The organism is Clostridium sp. YIM B02569, assembly GCF_022320765.1.
Classification (GTDB): domain Bacteria; phylum Bacillota; class Clostridia; order Clostridiales; family Clostridiaceae; genus Clostridium; species Clostridium beijerinckii.
Genome location: NZ_JAKJJX010000003.1, coordinates 109097 through 128790, shown reverse-complemented (window position 1 = coordinate 128790; position 19694 = coordinate 109097). Strand labels below are relative to the sequence as shown.

Annotated in this window: 17 protein-coding genes; all 17 read left to right on the top strand. The window is 29.0% G+C overall.

All coding sequences use genetic code 11. The annotated features are described in order from the left end of the window. The first annotated feature begins 136 nt into the window (after nucleotides 1-136). The 17 genes from L3B96_RS03520 to L3B96_RS03440 all read left to right on the top strand — a co-directional run bounded on the left by L3B96_RS03520 (nucleotide 137) and on the right by L3B96_RS03440 (nucleotide 19631). On the top strand, nucleotides 137-943 hold the full coding sequence (locus tag L3B96_RS03520) for a phage replisome organizer N-terminal domain-containing protein (protein ID WP_238858857.1): 807 nt from the start codon (nucleotides 137-139) through the stop codon (nucleotides 941-943). 178 nt (nucleotides 944-1121) lie between these two features. After that, complete coding sequence (locus tag L3B96_RS03515) at nucleotides 1122-1397, top strand: flagellar biosynthesis anti-sigma factor FlgM (protein ID WP_238858941.1); 276 nt, start codon at nucleotides 1122-1124, stop codon at nucleotides 1395-1397. A gap of 2 nt (nucleotides 1398-1399) precedes the next feature. Then, on the top strand, nucleotides 1400-1810 hold the full coding sequence (flgN, locus tag L3B96_RS03510; protein WP_238858856.1) for a flagellar export chaperone FlgN: 411 nt from the start codon (nucleotides 1400-1402) through the stop codon (nucleotides 1808-1810). 166 nt (nucleotides 1811-1976) lie between these two features. Beyond that, on the top strand, nucleotides 1977-3956 hold the full coding sequence (gene flgK, locus L3B96_RS03505; protein ID WP_039770193.1) for a flagellar hook-associated protein FlgK: 1980 nt from the start codon (nucleotides 1977-1979) through the stop codon (nucleotides 3954-3956). An 11-nt stretch (nucleotides 3957-3967) separates the two neighbouring features. Further along, nucleotides 3968-5197: a flagellar hook-associated protein FlgL gene (gene flgL, locus L3B96_RS03500; protein ID WP_039770194.1), complete on the top strand. Its 1230-nt coding sequence runs from the start codon at nucleotides 3968-3970 to the stop codon at nucleotides 5195-5197. Nucleotides 5198-5214: 17 nt separating this feature from the next. After that, on the top strand, nucleotides 5215-5634 hold the full coding sequence (gene fliW, locus L3B96_RS03495) for a flagellar assembly protein FliW (protein WP_039770195.1): 420 nt from the start codon (nucleotides 5215-5217) through the stop codon (nucleotides 5632-5634). Between the two features lie 11 nt (nucleotides 5635-5645). Continuing rightward, nucleotides 5646-5864 (top strand): carbon storage regulator CsrA, encoded by a 219-nt coding sequence (gene csrA, locus L3B96_RS03490; RefSeq protein ID WP_039770196.1) that lies wholly within the window; start codon nucleotides 5646-5648, stop codon nucleotides 5862-5864. A gap of 41 nt (nucleotides 5865-5905) precedes the next feature. Then, nucleotides 5906-6286 (top strand): flagellar protein FlaG, encoded by a 381-nt coding sequence (locus L3B96_RS03485; RefSeq protein WP_039770197.1) that lies wholly within the window; start codon nucleotides 5906-5908, stop codon nucleotides 6284-6286. A 31-nt stretch (nucleotides 6287-6317) separates the two neighbouring features. After that, entirely contained in the window at nucleotides 6318-6608 is a 291-nt protein-coding gene (locus L3B96_RS03480; protein ID WP_039770198.1) for a hypothetical protein, read from the top strand. A gap of 11 nt (nucleotides 6609-6619) precedes the next feature. Further along, nucleotides 6620-6994 (top strand): flagellar export chaperone FliS, encoded by a 375-nt coding sequence (gene fliS / locus L3B96_RS03475; RefSeq protein WP_039770199.1) that lies wholly within the window; start codon nucleotides 6620-6622, stop codon nucleotides 6992-6994. A gap of 139 nt (nucleotides 6995-7133) precedes the next feature. Beyond that, a complete protein-coding gene (fliD, locus tag L3B96_RS03470) occupies nucleotides 7134-9818 on the top strand; it encodes a flagellar filament capping protein FliD (RefSeq protein ID WP_238858855.1) in 2685 nt (894 codons plus the stop codon). 51 nt (nucleotides 9819-9869) lie between these two features. Beyond that, nucleotides 9870-10199 carry a hypothetical protein gene (locus L3B96_RS03465; protein WP_238858854.1) on the top strand — a complete coding sequence of 110 codons (330 nt, stop codon included), beginning with the start codon at nucleotides 9870-9872 and terminating at the stop codon, nucleotides 10197-10199. A gap of 253 nt (nucleotides 10200-10452) precedes the next feature. Beyond that, the gene (locus L3B96_RS03460) at nucleotides 10453-12090 is read left to right on the top strand and encodes a flagellin (protein ID WP_238858853.1); all 1638 of its coding nucleotides are present in this window, start codon (nucleotides 10453-10455) and stop codon (nucleotides 12088-12090) included. Between the two features lie 126 nt (nucleotides 12091-12216). Next, the gene (locus L3B96_RS03455; RefSeq protein WP_238858852.1) at nucleotides 12217-14277 is read left to right on the top strand and encodes a glycosyltransferase family 2 protein; all 2061 of its coding nucleotides are present in this window, start codon (nucleotides 12217-12219) and stop codon (nucleotides 14275-14277) included. A gap of 16 nt (nucleotides 14278-14293) precedes the next feature. After that, entirely contained in the window at nucleotides 14294-17557 is a 3264-nt protein-coding gene (locus tag L3B96_RS03450; RefSeq protein ID WP_238858851.1) for a glycosyltransferase, read from the top strand. A gap of 15 nt (nucleotides 17558-17572) precedes the next feature. Next, complete coding sequence (locus L3B96_RS03445) at nucleotides 17573-18535, top strand: NAD-dependent epimerase/dehydratase family protein (RefSeq protein WP_238858850.1); 963 nt, start codon at nucleotides 17573-17575, stop codon at nucleotides 18533-18535. Further along, on the top strand, nucleotides 18492-19631 hold the full coding sequence (locus L3B96_RS03440) for a DegT/DnrJ/EryC1/StrS family aminotransferase (RefSeq protein WP_238858849.1): 1140 nt from the start codon (nucleotides 18492-18494) through the stop codon (nucleotides 19629-19631). Before L3B96_RS03445 ends, L3B96_RS03440 begins: the two co-directional genes overlap by 44 nt. The last annotated feature ends 63 nt before the right edge of the window (nucleotides 19632-19694 follow it).

The window sequence follows — 19694 nt, the reverse complement described above, 5'->3', positions numbered from 1 at the left end:
ATATTTCTTTTTTTGCATATATATTAATTAGAAGGATAAATACGCACCTATGAAAAGAAGCAGCTATGCTGCATACAGGAACATTTTTGTTAATTAACTTGTTATGGTATATAAATTATGAAGGGAAGCGGTAGATATGAGAGAAAGAAAATACGTTAAATTTAGAGTTGACATGTATGAGGACACAAAATTTAAAATAATAGATAAGATGCCTAATAGAGATCTTATTCACTATGTTTGGAACAGGATGATTGTTTTAGCCGGAAAGGTAAATCAAGAGGGAGAATTATATATGTCAAGAAATATTCCATACACAGTAGAGACTTTATCAATAGAATTTAATAGAGATATAAGTGAAGTAAAAGCTGCATTAGAGGTTTTAATGAATTTGGAAATGATTGAAATCGTAGATAATAATATATACAAGGTGAAAAATTTCGTAAAGCATCAAAATATCAAAGTCAAAGAAAAAAATGAAATTGTGAAAAAAGATAATGTGGTAAAAGTCCCCCAAAAGGCTGATATGAGTAAAAATGATAGTATAGAAGCAATTTCGAGAAATGTAATTCCTATAAAAGGAAAAGGAGAAGTCGATACTAAAGAAAATAAAGATAATGGAATAGCACTTTTAGAAGTGGGTAATTCAAAATCAAATAGTAAAAATGAACGTGATGATAATAGTAATGTGGTTGAAGCAAAGAAGGAGGAGAGTAATCAACATAATAATTCTCCTGTAATTTTAGAGGTTAAGAAAAATTCAAGCAAGAAGAAGAGAAGGGGAAGTAAAAAGAAAAATGAGAGCGATATAAAAGTTTATGATGGAGATATTTCCGATGATACTGCGAATAAAAGTAATAAGGATGATCTTTTGTGCTGGATTAGTGAAGGTGAAATTACCTTGGGGGAAAGAGAAACTAAGATAGCAGAGTGGTCTTTTGATTAATGAGAACATATATTATGAATATTTTCTTAAAATAGTTGCATAAAATATTTTTTATTGACTTTTCTATAAACTTATAAAAGAAAAGTACGATAAGTATATTAATGAAGTAGTAAGGCGCAATTAAAGAAATAACAATAGTTATTTTCTTTCAGGAGCCTAAGAAATGGAGAAATGTATTATGAGTATTGATAGAGTAAGTAGATCGACATATATAAATGCATATAACTCAAATAGCAGTAAAGCTGTCGAAAAGACAAAGAAAACTAATGATGTGGATAGAATTGAGATTTCAGAACTTGGAAAAAGTCTTAAAGGTTACTCATTAGATAATAATATACAAAATGCAAAAAAAATAGCAGATATTAAAAATAAAATAGATAGTGGAACATACAGCGTTGATGCAAGATTAACTGCAAAAAGTATGTTAGATGCAATGAAGGAGAGTAAGGCATAAGTATGATAAATGAACTTATTAAATTAATACAAAGCCAAGAGGAAGAGTTACAAAGACTTTTAGAATTGTTAGAAACTCAATATAAAATGATAATGAGTAAAGATGTATTTGGTTTAGAGGGATTAGTTGATAAGATTAATGAATCTGGTAAGAAAATTGCAAAACAAGAGATAGAGAGAAGAAATATACTTGGAGATAATGGGATAACAGAAGTTGTGAATAATTCAAATAATGAGGAATTAAGAGAAAACTATAATAATATAAAAAGAACATTGAATTCAGTTGTTTCTCAAAAAGAAACAAATGATATATTATTAAAACAACAAATAATATTTAATAACAAAATGCTAGAAATAATAAATCCAAGAAGGGAAATAAAGACATATAATTCATATGGAAATTTATCTAGATAAATCTTTATATGAACTTTTGTATATTTTAATAAATGTTGTCAATTCAACAATTACAAATTTTAAAATAGATTATTTCTATATTAATAAATTTATGATTGAAAAATAATAAGGAAGTTATAATATACTACATGGAAGTTGGGATTATTGAAAGGTAGGAAAAAAACATATGGCAGGATTATTTGATACGTTTACCATTGCTAAAAGAGGGCTAAATGTGCAACAAGGTGCGATAAATACAACATCTCACAATATAGCTAATGCAAATACAGTTGGATTTTCAAGGCAAAGAGCCGTTGCAGAAACTACAAGACCATTTGGAGGGATGTCAAGATTTGATACAACTGGAGCTGGACAAGTTGGAACTGGTGCTGAAATAACATCAATACAAAGAATTAGAGATTATTTTATAGATTATCAGGTAAGAAGTGAATCGGGAACATCTGGATATTACACACAAGCAAGTAATACCTTATCAAAGGCAGAAGATATTTTTGGAGAACCATCAGATACAGGAATTCAAGAACTAACAAATCAATTTTTTAATGCATTTCAAGAAGTATCTAAAAGTCCGGGTAAATCAGACGTTAAAACAGTAGCCATTAAAGATGCTTCTGCACTTGCAGATGCGTTAAATTATACTTATAATCAATTAAAAAAGACTCAAGATGATAGTCAATCACTTCTTCAAACTAATGTTACTGACGTAAATAGCTATCTCGATCAAATAAATGAATTGAATAAGCAGATAAGAGGTATTTCAGCAGTCGGACAAACACCAAATGATTTAATGGATAAAAGAGATAATCTTTTAGATCAATTAAGTTATAAATTTGGAATAAAAGTCGATAGAGATAACCTTGATACTATAAATCTTTCATCAACAGAGTATCCGGATGCATCTTTAGTTAATTCAGATCCAAATGATACAGATTATTCTAGGCTTTCATATGTTAAAAGTGCGGTAGCGACTACAGATGCATCTGGAAATTTTACCGGAGAGGTTACGGTAGAATATTATCCTTTAGGAAATGAAAATTTACCAACTAAGTCATTTAAGGTTACAACGGATCCGGCTAAGGCCAAAGATTTAGCGGATAATTTAATGCAAAATAGAATTTTAATTGCAGATAAAGACGGGAATGCAGAAGGATTAAGTAAAACTGAATTAAAGATAAATGCGGGTGATACAACTACACCTAAACCTACAGTTGGAACAACAACTTCAACTGTATCTGGAGTAACGACAATAACGAAGGTAACAGCATTAACAAATACAGATGGGTCAGTTGTATATACAACATTAGTAAAATCAATACCACCAGTAACGGATACGGAGTTAAAAGGTGGCATGTTTCAAACTTATAAATATGACAGTGAAAGTGGAGTAAATAATGTAGATAATAACCATGTAAGAGGAGAAATAGCTGCAAACCAATCAGTTCAGCAAACTATAAAAGGATACATGGATAGTTTAGATAGACTTGCTGCAGGTTTAGCTTATTCAGTTAATGCAATTCAAACTGGAAGTTTAGACTCTAGTGCTTCGTCTCAAGGATTGAACAATAATTTAATATTTATTACCAATGGAGCTAGCAGTAAAACAGATACTGGGATCACAGCAGCAACAATAAAAGTAAATGACGATTTAGTAAAAGATCCAACTTTGTTAAACTGTAATACAACTTCAGTCAGTGGTGAAGGCGATGGAAAGAGAGCAAGTGCAATAGCTAATCTTAACTCAATGAAGATGAACTTAAGTAACGTTAAATCTACAGAAGATTTAACTAAAATGACTAGAAAAGAATTTCTGGAGGAGATAGGGATAGATGATGCATCTGGAACAGGATTTTCGGATAGTACTTGCTTAAATTTAAATGCTGGAACAAATGGATCAACAGTGGATAGTTATTATAAAACTATAATAAATAATATTGCGACAACTACACAAGAGGCTGGTAGGCAGGTTGACAATCAGGAGGCGGTACTGTCAGATTTGGAAAATCAAAAAGCATCAGTTTCAGGAGTATCGTTGGATGAAGAAATGACAAATTTAATACAATTTCAACATGCTTATCAAGCAAATGCGAAGATGATATCAACAATAGATGAACTATTAGATGTAGTTATAAATGGATTAAAAAAATAGGAGGTGATTAGATGTCATTTAGAATAACAAATAGCATGTTAAGTAGCAATTATTTAAGAAATGTGAAAAGAAATATGAATAATATGCAGACATTACAAAATCAATTGTCTTCAGGAAAGGAAATAAGCAAAGCATCAGATAATCCTTATGTAGCATCAAGAAGTATGCAGTTAAATGGAGAAATATCGTATAATAAGCAATATGATGAGAATATTAAGGATACATCGAATTGGCTTGATACAACGGATACAGCATTATCTCAGATGGGAAATATCTTTGGAAGAATAGAGACATTACTTGTAAGTGCTGGAAATGGTACTTATAAAGAAGATGAAAGAACAGCAATTCAAGATGAAGTTAAAGAAAAAGTTAATGAATTATCACAAGTTTTAAATACCAGCTTCGATGGTTCGTATATATTTGGAGGAACTAAAATTACTTCAAAACCAACTACTGTTGTAAATGGAGTTTTGAAATATGCTGATAAGGCTGGAAATGGAATATCTAGAACTGCTACAGGGATGAACATAGATTTATCTGTTAATCCGATCGAAAGCAGTGTCACACCTACAACGAAGATTGATGGAATTGAAAAAAACGGAACTAATGTGATAATAACAGTAAATGATCATTCCACTAATCCGGCAACACCAGTGACACCATCACCTACAATTGATCTTACGACTTTGGGTACTGGAACCCCTCCTGCAACTATAGAGTCGCTATTTAATGATGCGTTAACTCCAACATTCAGTTCGGATGATGCTATGAAGGCACTTTCTTCATATAGTTCGTTAGATCAAATAAATTCAGACTTGCAAGTTGATATTTCAAGCGGAGTTAAAAGTGATTATAATAAAACGGCAGTTGATGTTTTAGAATTTACAGATAAAGATGGAAAATCTATAAATATTTCAGATCTTTTAAATAAAATAATAAATGATCTGGGGCCAAGCGGAAATATAAGTGATTTAACAACAGTTGACTTAAAAGATATACAATCTGTAACAGCTAATTTATTACAACAAAGATCAGAAGTTGGGTCTATGCAAAACAGAATGGATTCAGCACAAACAAATAATGAAAGCCAAAATTATAATATGACAGATATATTATCTAAAACAGAAGATATAGATTTTGCAGAAAAGACTATGGAATATTCAATTATGCAAACAGTATATACAGCTTCACTTCAAACTAGCGCGAAAATCTTGCCGATGAGCATATTAAATTATTTATAGTTAGGAGAAGATAAAATATGAGATTTCTTTCAAAAGTTCATGGTGAAATGGAATATGAAGAAAATAATATAATTACCTTTAATAAAGGAATTCCAGGGTTTAATGATTTGAGGAATTTTATTCTCTTAGATTTACAAGAATATGAGCCATTTAAACTTCTACAATCTTTAGAGAATGATGAAATTTCATTAATTGTAACTTCACCATACGAATTTTATAATGATTATGAAATTAAATTAAGTGAAGAAATAATTAAAAATCTTAAAATTGATTCTCCAAAACAAGTAAATATAATTACTACAGTAACATTGAATTCAGATGTAAAAAAAATAACTACTAATTTGCAAGGACCTATAGTTATAAATACTTCTAATAATCTTGGGGAACAAATAATATTAGATAATTCTAAATATAAAGTAAAAAGTCCCTTAATATGAGGAGGTAGGAAATGCTAATTATAACTAGAAAAAAAGGTGAATCTCTTATGATTGGAGATGATATAGAAGTTATTATAAGTAGAATAGATGATGGAAGTGTAAAAATTGGAATAAAGGCTCCAAAAGATGTATCAATACTTAGAAAAGAATTATATGAAGAAGTGGAAAAGGAAAATAAAGAGGCGACCAAAATTGACCTCAGTATGTTAAAGAATATAAAGAAGAGATAGGAATGGAATATTAAGGGTAAAAACAAGGAGGTATAATAAACATGGATGTTAATAACTTAGGACAAAACTCAATTAATATAAATGCGTATAAATCAAATTTATCAGATTATGCAGAAGCTAATACAGAAGTGGCAGTTCCACAAGTTCAACAAATTGAAACTAAGTCATCAGGAGAAAATGCTGCAAACAGTCAGGAGTATAGTAAGAAAGATTTGGATGATGCAATAAAAAAAATTAATAACTTTTTAAAAGGCGAACATACACATGCAGAATATTCTTATCATAAAGAAATGAAAACAACGATGATAAAAATAGTAGATGAGGATACAAAAGAAGTTATATTAGAGATTCCACCAAAAAAGATTTTAGATATGGTTGCCAGCATGATTAAACAAGTTGGTCTGTTAGATAGAAAGGCTTGATTTAAAATAAAGTCTAAGGAGGCTATTTTAATTGGAGTTTAAACTAAATAAGATTGACACAGATATTAGAAAAAAGATGCAAGAAGAAATAAAAGAAGAAAAAGTTCATTCGGGTAAAAACATAACTATAAAAAAAGATGTAAAAGATGAAAAGAATGAAGATGTAAACACAAAAGATTTTGATAAGAATGAACATGAAAAAAGATATATTACAATTGATGGTGTGAAACTTAGTAATAAAAATATAAACATAAAAGTAGAAAAAGTAGAAAAGATTAATGAAGAAAATTCAAAGGGAAGACTTTTAGATACAACAAAATAGGAGGAGTCATAATGTATTCTAATGGATATAATGTATATAAAAATAATACTGTAAATTATGCATCGAAAGAGCAATTACTTTTAATGTTAGTTGAAGGTGCTGTTAGGTTCTGTAAAATGGGTAGACAAGCTATAATAGATAAAGATGTTAAAAAAGCACATGATGCATTAATAAGAACTCAAGACATATTTTCAGAGCTTATGATAAGTTTAGACACAAGCCAAGGAGATTGGGCAGTTCAATTATTTAATGTATATGCGTTCATCAAAGAAAAGTTAGCTGAGGCGAATATGACTAAAAATGTAGAGATAATAGATGAAATTTTACCTCTTGTTGAAGATGTAAGTGAAACATGGCATGAGGCATACAAGAGAGCTAAGAAATAACAATACGGAATTGTGTTAAATGGTGAAAGTTTAAAACTTTTAGTATTTCTAAAAAAAATATGATTTTAATTAATCCTATAATGAATTTTCTTTGAGACTATTTTAAAGTTTAACTATCTTTAAAAAGGAGTGGGATAAAATGTCAACAATACAAAGAGTAACAGGAACGAATTCTGGGTTAGATGTAGATGCATTGGTTAAATCAGCAATGCAATCTTATCAAAGTCAAATAGATAAAGAAACTCAAAATGAAAAAGTTTTAGAATATCAACAACAACAATATAAACAAATAATGAGTGATGCATCAGATTTCTATGATAAATATTTTGACGTATTAAAAACAGGAAACTTAATGTCATCAAGTAGTTATCAGACTCAAACCTTTACATCTACTGATGGTTCAAAAGTAAGTGCAAGGGGTTTAGCAGGAGCAACTCTTGATAATTACTCAGTAAATGTAACTCAATTAGCATCTACTGCATCAGACACGTTACTTAGTAGTGAAACAGGGGTAAAATCAATAAAAATTGGTACATCAACGATAACTTTTAATGCAACTTCTGACGGAAGTGTAACAGTTGCGAATTACAATAAAGCAATAGCAGATGAAAAAGCTCGCTTAAATAGTATAGTGAATCCAAGTGATGCAGAAAAACAACAATTGTCAGATTTAAACAATAAGGTTGTGACAGCAAAATATAGTCAATTCAGTGGAAATGTAACATTTACAGCAAGTTCATTTGGTGGAGGTGGATTTACCATTGGTGGTCATGCTAAATCCGAAGATAAATATCTTGAAGCTACTGTAAAAAATAGTAAAGGTGAAGTATATACTATAAGTAGTGTTGATAAAAAAACAAGCAACAGTATAACTGTTGATAATGTAGTGTTTGATTTTAAAGGAGTTAGTACGTCTACATCTTCAGCACCATCAGGAACAGTATCAGCAGTAGCACAATTGGCAGCTGATCCAACATTTTCGCCATTAACAGAATTGACACCATTGGCAGAATCGGATGGAACAACAACAAAAACAACAGCAGCTGATGGAACTATAACAACAGTGACAACATCTGGAGGGAAAACAACAACAACAGTAACAGCAACAGATAAATCAACTAAAGTTACAACGACTCAAGGAAAAGTTACAACGGTAACAGATGCAAATGGAGTAATTACTACAACTGATACAAGTAATTTAGATACAACAAATAAGACGGGGTATACTTTATCAACAGTAAAAGTAGGTGGAACAACAACAACAACAAGGACTAATTATGATGGAACAGTACCCATAACTAAAAAAATAGAAACAGCGAATGGAACAACAACAACAACTACGACATTAAAAAGTGTCGATACAACTACAGTTAAACAAGATGTTTATGATGGAACTAAGACAACAACAACAGCAACAACAGAAAAACAAGGAACTAATGGTTCAACAATAACAGTAGAGAATTTGACTAACGGAGCACTAACAAATTCGACTACAACACAATTAACTGTTGGAACTGATGGAAAAACAACTAAAACAGTATCCACGTCTAATGGGAATCCATTGACAAATTTAACTCAATTAACAGACTTGGCACAATTGACAGACTTAAAATCACTCACTGCTCTACCTGATAATGGAACAACACAGACTGATGTTAGTGGAATAAAAACAACGACAACAGCAGATGGTACTAAAACTGTAACAGATACAAATACTGGGATAATAACAACAACAGCTGCGGATGGAACAAAAACCGTAATAGATCCAAATGCGAATACAATTACGACAACAAATACAGATGGGACTAAAAGTGTAAAAGACACAAATACTAATACAATAACAACTACAGCGACAGATGGAACAGAAACAATAACAAAAGCAGATGGAACAAAGACAACAACAAAAGGAGGAGTAACGACAGTAATAGCAACAGATGGAACAAAGACAACATCTGATGGAACCACAACAACAGTAACATCAACAGACGGAACAAAAACAACATCTGATGGAACCACAACAACTGTAATATCACCAGATGGAACAATAAATACAACAAAGGCAGGAATAAGCACAGTAACTACTGCAGTGTCATATGGCACTCCGACAACACTAACTGGAGCAACAGATGCTAGTGCGTTAAAAGACAAAATTGTAAGTTTTGTTAATGACTATAATAAATTATTGTCAGAGATTAACACAAAGATTTATGAAACAAGGGATAAAAATTATATGCCTTTAACAGATGAACAAAAAAAGGCTATGACTGATGATCAAATTACAGCTTGGGAAAAAAAGGCGCAAACAGGATTGCTTAGAAAAGACAACGATCTTGAAAGAATAGCAAGTGAAATGAAAAGTGCAATGTCAACTGTAATATCTGGCAGCGGTTTAAGTTTAGAAAAGATAGGAATAGCACCAGTTAAAGATTACACTGATAAAAATGGGATGCTTACCATAGATGAAGATAAATTGACAACAGCATTAGAAGAAAATGGTGGAGATGTAAAAGACTTATTCACGCGATTAGCATCAGGTACAGATAAAGGTGGAGCATTAACTCAGCTTAAGTCATCTTTATATAGTGAATTTAAAGCAAGTAGCTCTTCATTATCTAAAAAAGCTGGACTAGCTGGAGGTAGTACTGAATTTGATAATACTATAACTAAAAATATAAATGATAAAAAGAAATTAATAACCCAGTTAAATAGCCAATTTACAGATAAGGAAAATGCATTATATAATAAATATTCGGCACTAGAAACAGCAATGGAACAGTTGAATGCACAAAAATCATCATTAGCTAGTATGCTTGGTCAAGGCTAAGTTATAGATAAGTTGAATCTTAATTAAATAAGAATAAAGAGGATATAAATCATGAATTTATATGAGTATTTAGAAGAATATAAAATTTTAACTTTAGAAATGATGGATAAAATTAGGGAAGATGGAAGTTTAGATGTTTTAGTTAATAAAAGAGAAGAAATATTAAAAGCAATTAATGAACTTGATTTTGATAAAGAAGATATTAAAAGAATAGGCAATTCATTAAATTTATTAGAATTGGAAGAAGAGTTAGAGTTTTTAATTAAAAAGGAAAAGGTTGAAGTAAAGAAGAAAATAGAAAGTCTAAAGAAGACCAGACAAGCTAATGCAAATTATAACAAGATTGAATATAGAGCTAGAGTGTTTAATAAAACAATTTAAAAATAATATTTAAAATATTATAAAGTCTTGAATTAAAATGACGAATATAAAAATATAGGATTTAAATAATATTACTTACAGGAGTCAAAAGAATAATAAAAAAGTTGAAAAAACTTAAATAAAGGCTAAAGTAATATATATTAAAGCCGAACATATAAATATAAAGCTTGCAAGCTATTAACTCTTAAGAGTTGATATAAATAAAAAAATGGACAGGGAAGTCCAATATTTAAAAATCAAGGAGGAATATATTATGGTAATCAATCACAATATGATGGCAGCAAATGCCAACAGAAACATGAACATCAATTCAGGTGCAGCAAGTAAATCTATGGAAAAACTTTCTTCAGGTTTAAGAATTAACAGAGCTGGAGATGACGCTGCAGGTCTTGCAATATCAGAAAAAATGAGAAGCCAAATCAGAGGTTTAGACCAAGCTTCTGCAAATGCACAAGATGGTATCTCAATGATACAAACAGCTGAAGGTGCGTTAAATGAAACTCACTCAATTCTTCAAAGAATGAGAGAATTAGCAGACCAAGCAGCTAATGGAACTAACACTGATGCTGATAGATCATCAATTCAGGATGAAGTTAACCAATTAACTTCAGAAGTAAACAGAATCGGTAATACTACTGAATTCAATACTCAAAAAGTATTAAATGGTGGTATGGATTCTCAAGATGGAGCTAAAATTACTAAATCTACAAGTGCTAAATTTGCAGTATCATCTAATATGGGTGCTATGACTGGAACATCTAAATTAACAGTAGATGGAGTAACTTTTAACTTTACTGGTGTTACAGTTGCTGGAAAAGCAGATATAGATAAATTAGGAGCAGTTACTGCTGGTGGTAAAAAATTATCAGACTTAGTTGATATAGGAATGAACGCAGCAGGTACTTCAATAGTATTTACAGATAAATCATCAGGAACTGCAAGTACTCTTAAAGGTGTGGGTGCAGGTGCATTCAATGGTATAGATAAAAAAGGAGACCCAACTACTATTGAAAGATCAGGGCTTCAAGGAACTGTAGCACTTACAGCTGCTGCTGGTATAACTATAAATGCAAATTCAACATTTAAAATTAAAGTTGGTACTGATAGTGATGTTACTGTAACACTAAATCCAGGTGTTAGTAATAAAGTTTATGATGTTGGTAATACAGATGAAAATGTAGCTAGTGCAGCACGTCAAGATTTAATAAAAGATATAAATGCTTCATTGCAAGATGCAGGTTTAGGTGGTTCGGTTACTGCTTCACTTGGAAAAGATAATAAACTTCAATTTATATCAGAATCAGGATTAGATTTAGATGTTACTGATGGTACTGGTACTCCTTTAGCAACTGCTTTTGGTGCAGATACTATAGGGGCTAGCAATGTACAACAAGTTGTTGGAGCAGGGGCTCAAGGAACTGGATTTAATACAGTGTTACAAGTGGGTGCTAATAAAGGTCAATCAATAGCAGTTCATATTGAAGATATGAGATCTGCTGCTATTGGAATTACTGGTAATGCTGGTCAAGATGGATTTACTAGTACTAATGTTGTAACTAATGGGACAACAGATGTTAAGCAAGAAGCTGCATTAAATGTTATGGATAAGGCAGATGCTACTAGTGCACTTTCAGTTCTTGATAAGGCTATAGCTAAAGTATCAGCTCAAAGAGGTAATTTAGGAGCAATACAAAACAGATTAGAACACACAATAAATAATCTTGGAACTTCTTCTGAAAACTTAACTTCAGCAGAATCAAGAATTAGAGACGTTGATATGGCTAAAGAAATGTCAACATACTCAAAGAACAATATTCTTTCTCAAGCTGCTCAAGCTATGCTTGCTCAAGCTAATCAACAACCACAACAAGTTCTTCAATTATTAAGATAGTTGTGAAATTATAAGAGTAGGGGAAACTCTACTCTTTTTATATATTTTTTATTGAGAAATAATATATTATTTTTGAATAAAAAACATATAATTTAGTTTGAAGTTTTAGATTAGGAGAGAATAAGTATGAAGTTGAGCATATGCATGATGGTTAAAAATGAAGAAAAGTTTCTAGATAAATGTTTAACACATTTAAAGGGATTTATGAAGAATATTGATTCGGAATTAATTATTGTAGATACTGGTTCAGAAGACCGTACTTTAGATATAGCCAAAAAATATACAGATAGAGTTTATTTTCATAAATGGAATAATAATTTTTCGGAGATGAGAAATATAACCATAAGTTATGCAACGGGAGAATGGATATTTATAATTGATGCTGATGAAATGCTTATAGAATATGATGATATTATTAAGTTTTTATATAATAAATATGCTGAAAAATATAATACTGTATTTATAAATATAAAAAATTTAACAGATTCGAATGATAATACATCGTATTCTATTCTTTCTTCCCCAAGAATATTTAGAAATAATGGCGAATTTAAATATGAAGGTGCTGTTCATAATATACCTAAATTAAAGAAACCTTGTGCATATCTCAATGGAGCGATAGAGCATTACGGATATATATTTGAGGATGTGAATTTTACTGAAAATAAATTTAAAAGAACGTCTGCAATTTTAAAGAATGAATTAGAAAAGAATCCAGATAATATATATTACTTATATCAATTATCTGTAAGTTACAGTATGCATGAAGATAAACAGGAAGCACTTAATTCTATACTTAAGGCTTTCCAATTTGTAGAAAAGAAAATAGCTAAAAATGATTTAAAGGAATACCTATATGTATATACTCAATTAGCGTTATGCTATTTAAAATTAGATGATTTGAGAAAAGTAGAATATGTATGTGCTAAGGCTATAGAGGCACAAATTTATCATATAGATATTTATTATTTATTAGGTAAAAGTAGATTGATATTAGGTAAAAGTAAGGAAGCGATTGAAGCATATGAACAGTACTTGGTAATTTTGAACAACTATGAAAACAAGGATAATATCAGTAATCAAGCCTATTATCATGGTAAAAGAGATTATGTATTTTTTGATTTGTTTGTATTGTATTGTAAAATAGAGAAGTTTGATAAGGCATTAGAATGTTATAGTAAAATTGAAAATATATTTATACTAACGAGTGAGGAATCAGTAGAGGAAAATATAAATTTATATATGAATAAAAATGATTATGATGGATTAAAAAGTTTTTATGAAAATATAGTAATGAAATATGAAATAAGAGGTACTTTTATTTTATATTTAGAAAAATATGAAAATAGCAATGAAATTAATATTTCTAAAATAAAAGGTATTTTAGAAGAAGAAGATTTATATACAGATTTGCTAAATTTTAGGCTGGCGATTAAGAATGATAGTAAGTCAATATATGAAGATATTGAAATTATAAAGCATATAGAAGAAGCAGATTTTAATGAATTATATTATTTTTATGGAGATATTTTATATTATTATATGTGCTATTCTTTTGAAACATTTATAAATTGTATAAAACACGTAAAAGAAAATAAAATAATTGAGTTCTTTAAATACTTAGATGAAAAATATTATGATTTTAATGAATTGCTTTTAAATATATTATATTTTGCCTTGGAAGAAGATTTAAACGTTATAAATATAAAAAGGGTCATTGCAAAATATTTAGTTGCAGTTACTGAACCTGAAGATAGAAAATACAAAGAAATATTTAATATATATATTAAATATGGAATTAGTTATATAGAAATCATCTATAAAGTTGAATTGCTAGAAAATGAAAAAATATATTTCTTAAAAGATGAAGAATTGACATTTTTTGCATACATGAGGAAAGCTAATTTGATAAAAACCTCCGATGAAGAACAATATCTAAAATATTTAAAAAAGGCATTAAATATATATCCATATATGCATAGTGGAATTAAGGCTTTATTAGAGGAGCTTAAACAAGATGGAGTCAATAATGAAATGGAAGCATATAAAAAACAAGTTATTGAAACTATAAAAATTCTTGTACTAGAAAATAAACTTGATCAAGCTAAAGGAATTATAAATGAATATGAACAAATAATACCTGGTGATCGAGAAATTGAGAATATAAAAAAATCTATGTTTACTTAAAAGTGAGGATTATAATATGGAAATATCAATATGTATGATGGTAAAAGATGAAGAGAAAAACATTAGAAGATGCTTAAACAGTCTTAAGCCTATATTGAAGAATATAGATTCCGAATTGGTAATTGTAGATACTGGATCAAAGGATAAAACTGTTGAGATATCAAGGGAATATACGGATAAGATTTATTTTCATGAATGGGAAAATGACTTTTCGGGAATGAGAAATAAAACAATAAATTATGCTAATGGGAATTGGATTTTTATAATAGATGCAGATGAGGAGATAACAAATTGTAATAATATTATTCGATTTTTAAAGTCTTCTACGAATAGTAAGTTTCAAACAGGGCTTTTGAATGTGAAAAATATGCAAAATTTATCTGATGATTCTCAGTATGCGATGCTTAAATCCCCTAGATTATTTAGAAATGATGGAGAGTTTCATTACGAAGGAATTGTACATAATAATCCAATATTTAAGCAACCATCAATAGATTTAGAAACGACAATAGTTCATTATGGTTACATAGAAGAAAATGAAGATGTATTAAATAAAAAATTTATAAGAACAAGTAATTTGTTAAAAAGCGCATTGGATAAAGATCCTAAAAATATCTATTATTTATTTCAGCTTTCAGTAACATATACAAGTCATAATGACTACTTTAAAGGATATGAAATTATTAAGAATGCCTATGAATTATTGAAGGAATGTAAAAATAAAAGTAAATATAAATATGTTTATTATCAAATGGCATTATGTTCTTTGAAGTTAGAAGAAGATGAAATTGCAAAGAGTGTTTGTGAGGAAGGCTTAGATATAGATGGTGAATATATAGATCTAATATTTTATTTAGGAAAAGCTAAAGGATTATTAGGAGAATATGAAGGCTGTATACAAGCCTATCAGAAATATATAGATTTATGTGATAATTATAATAATATGAATATAAATTTTGATCTAAGTTTGGGAATGTATACCTTAGGTCAAAAAGATGAAGCCTTACAAGATATAGTTAAAATATACTTTAAGATTGGAAAATATAATGAAGTTTTAAATTATGCTTCTCTAATTGAAAAAGATAAATATATAGAAAATATTATAGAACTCGTAATTAAAGGGGCGATAAGTTCAAAAAATATAAATTATCTTAAGAATTTTTATGAAGAAAAGATTATGAGAGGTGATCTAAGAGTAAATAAATTCTTTCTAATTCTGGAAGAATATTGTGATAATGATATTCATAGACTTTTTTCTTCATATAATAATGACAATTCAAAATTATATTTGTTAAGGTATAAATATAATATAGAAGACAGTAGCTTAGAAGAATTTATTGATAATATATCATTCGAGGATGATTTTAATATTTTGGAAAACTATTTTGGAGATGTTCTTTATTATAAGTTTAAGCATTGTAGTAGTTTATGTAATCTATTAGAAAATGTATGGGATAAAAATATAGATAGACATTTAGAGTATATTTCAAAAAAATATGAGGATTTTAGTGACGTAGTTGTAAAATATATTAATAACATTAAAGATGATATGAATTACGGAAATTTTAGAATTAATAAAATTTTATGTAGATATGTATTGTTAATTAACAAGATTGAAGATTTTGAATATGAATGGATATTTAAATATTATTTGGATATAGGGACTAAATTAATTACTTACATTTACAATGAAGAGTTTATAAAAGAAGAGTATATAAATGCTTTAAAAAATGAAGAAGAAAAATTTTTTGTTTATATAAATATTGCTATGAAAAATTCAGAAGATGATAGAACTTACATAAATTATTTAAGAAAATCATTAGAAGTATATCCTTATATGAAGAAAGGAATTGAGATTTTATTAAGAGAGTTTAAAGAAGGAATAGAAAAAGTAAGCGGTAATAATGAATTTGAAAATTATAAATTAAAAGTTAAAGAAAATATAAACAAATTAATTAGTGGAGGAAATCTAGAAGAGGCAGAAGAAGCCATTAATGAATATAAAAAAATTGTAAAAAAAGACACTGAAATATGCTCTATGAAAGCAATTATATACATTATGAATGGTAGATTAGATAATGCCGAAAGAGTACTTAAGGAAGGATTATTAATCGATTCTCAAAGTAAGGATCTACTTTATAATTTAAGCTATATAATGAGCAAGAAAAACAATAATACTAAAGCTGTAGAATTATATAGTAGAGCAAAGTTATTTAACGGAAATAGTAGTATAAAAGTAGATGATATAATTTCTGATTTTAATCCTATTAATCAAAGTAAGTTGAAAGTTATACATGGGACTATGGAAATTGCTAATCAGGCTTATACTATGACAGAAGGGTTGAAAAAATTAGGAATTGAATCTAAAACATTGAATTATTACCCAAATTATCTAGGGTATAAATCTGATTATATTCTAGATGTTAATTCGTTTAAAGATATTAATGAAGCGAATATTGAAACTAAAATAATAGCCTCAAAGATGATAGCAGAAAATGATGTTTTCCATTTTTACTTTGGTACAAGTTTGACATTAGATTATAGTGATCTTCCACTTCTTAAGGAATTAGGGAAGAAAGTAATAATGCAGTATGTAGGTTCTGATGTGAGGATGTACTCTAAAGCAATAAAATTAAATAAATATGTTAATGTAAAGAAGAATGAAGATCAAATAAAAAGAAAATTAGAATTGATATCTAGATATGTTCCAGATTGTTTAGTAGATTATGAACTTGCTGAGTATGTTAAGGATTATCATACTAATATTCATTATATAAGGGCTACTATAAATTTAAATGAGTATAAACTTATTCAAGAAACACATAACCCCAAATTAAAAATTGTTCATGCACCAACCTCGCCAGAGTTTAAAGGTACAAAGTATATTTTAAAAGCAATTGAAGAACTAAAAGAAAAATATGATTTTGATTTTGAACTTGTTCAAGGAACTTCACATGAACAAGCTACTAAAATATATGAAAAAGCAGATTTAATTATAGATCAAATATTAGCAGGCTCATATGGATTATTTGCAGTTGAATCTATGGCGATGGGCAAACCGGTAATATGCTGGATAAGCGACTTTATGAGAGAAGAGTACCCAAAAGAATTGCCTATAATATCTGCCAATCCAGATACAATAAAAGAAAAAATAGAGTATGCTATTAATAATAAAGATATGCTAAAAGAAATTGGTATTAAAGGTAGAATGTATGCAGAAAAATATCATGATATAAACAAAATAAGTAGAAATATGATTAAAATATATGAGAGAATATAATTTTGGAGGCACAGTATGATACAAGATAAAAGAATTTTATTAACAGGTGGAGCAGGTTTTATAGGTACAAAATTATGCTCACTATTAAGTTATAATAATGAAATATTAATATATGATAGCTTAAATAGAAATTCAATTAAAAACACTGATTTATTAGATAAAAGCAATGTGAAATTGGTTCAAGGAGATATTTTGGATTTTAACCATGTGAAATCAGTAGTAGATGAATTTAAGCCTAATATTGTAATTCATTTAGCAGCAGTGGCGGGCATAGACACAGTTATAAAAAGTCCAGTAAATACTATGAAAGTTAATATGATTGGTACATATAATATTCTAGAAGCGGTAAAGGAAAATAATATTGAAAGATTTATAGATTTTTCAACATCAGAAGTATTTGGTTCTTACGCATATAAAGTTGATGAACAGCATACAACCAATCTAGCACCAGTAGGTGAAGCAAGATGGACTTATTCAGTATCAAAACTCGCAGGGGAGCATTTAGCACATAGTTATTACAATGAATACAAAATTCCAATTGTAACAGTAAGACCTTTTAATGTATATGGTCCTGGGCAAGTTGGAGAAGGTGCTATACATCAATTTGTTGTTAGGGCAATAAGAGATGAAGAAATGCAAATCCATGGTGATGGTGATCAGATACGTTCTTGGTGTTATATAGATGATTTTGTAGATGGGATAATGCTATGTATTGAAAAAAAAGAGGCTATAGGTCAATCATTTAATATTGGAAATCCAAGAGGTACAGTTACTATTTCAATGTTAGCTCAATTAATTAAACGAATAGCTAATTCAAAATCGAAAATAGTATATGTACCAAAGAATTATGTAGATGTTGAGCTTCGAATTCCAAACATAGATAAAGCTAAAGAAATTTTAAACTATGAACCTAAATACGATTTAGCAGAAGGGCTTGAAAAAACAATTGAGTGGTATAGAGGTGTTACAAATGATTAAGCTTGCAGTACCAGATATAGGACAGGAAGAATTAGAAGAAGTAAAAAAAGTATTTGATTCAAAATATTTGGTACAAGGGGATAAGGTAGAAGAATTTGAAAACTTGGTTAAAGAATATTTGAATGTAAAACATGCTATTGCTGTTAGTAGTGGTACAGCAGCATTACATTTAGCATTGCTTGCTTTAGATGTAAAATCAGGAGATGAAGTTATAGTACCTGATTTTACATTTCCGGCTACATCTAATGTAGTAGAAGTAGTAGGAGCTACTACTAAATTTGTAGATATTAACTTAGATAGTTTATGTATTAATACAGACAAAGTAGAGAATTTGATTACCGAAAAAACAAAAGTTATAATGCCAGTTCAAGAATTTGGGCAGTCATGTGATATGAATAAAATATTGGAATTAGCTAAAAAATATAATCTTAAAGTTATAGAAGATGCAGCATGTGCTCTAGGTGCCGAATACCAAGGTAGAAAAGTTGGAACAATTGGAGATATAGGATGCTTCAGTTTGCATCCAAGAAAAGCAATAACCACTGGTGAAGGTGGAATTATAGTAACAAATAATGATGAAATGGCAGAAAAAATAAAGATACTTAGAAATCATGGGTTGAGTTATATAAATGGGGAACCTCAATTTGTAATGGTTGGTTTAAATTATAGAATGACAAATATTCAAGGTGCTATTGGTGTTGCACAAATGAAAAAATTGAAAAATATAATTCAAAAAAGAATAGAAATAGCTTGCAAATATAATGAGTTATTAAGAAATATTAATGGCATAACATTGCCAGTTGGAAAAAGTTATGGAAAGCATGTATGGCAAACATACCATATATTGTTGGATGAAAAAATTGATAGAAATGAACTAATTCGGGAACTAAAGCAAAAGGGAATAGAAACTAATTTTGGTGCTTATGCGGTCCATTTACAACCATATTATAAAGAGAAGTATAAATGCACTAATGATGATTATACAAATTCAATATTTGCTTACAAACAAGGCTTGGCATTACCGTTATATAATAAATTAATAAATAAGGAACTTGATTTTATAGTGGAAGTTTTAAAATCAAAATTAAATATATGAAACAAATTTTTTAGTTAATTATAAAGCAAGGTTGTTAAGATTTAGCTTTATTTATTATATAAA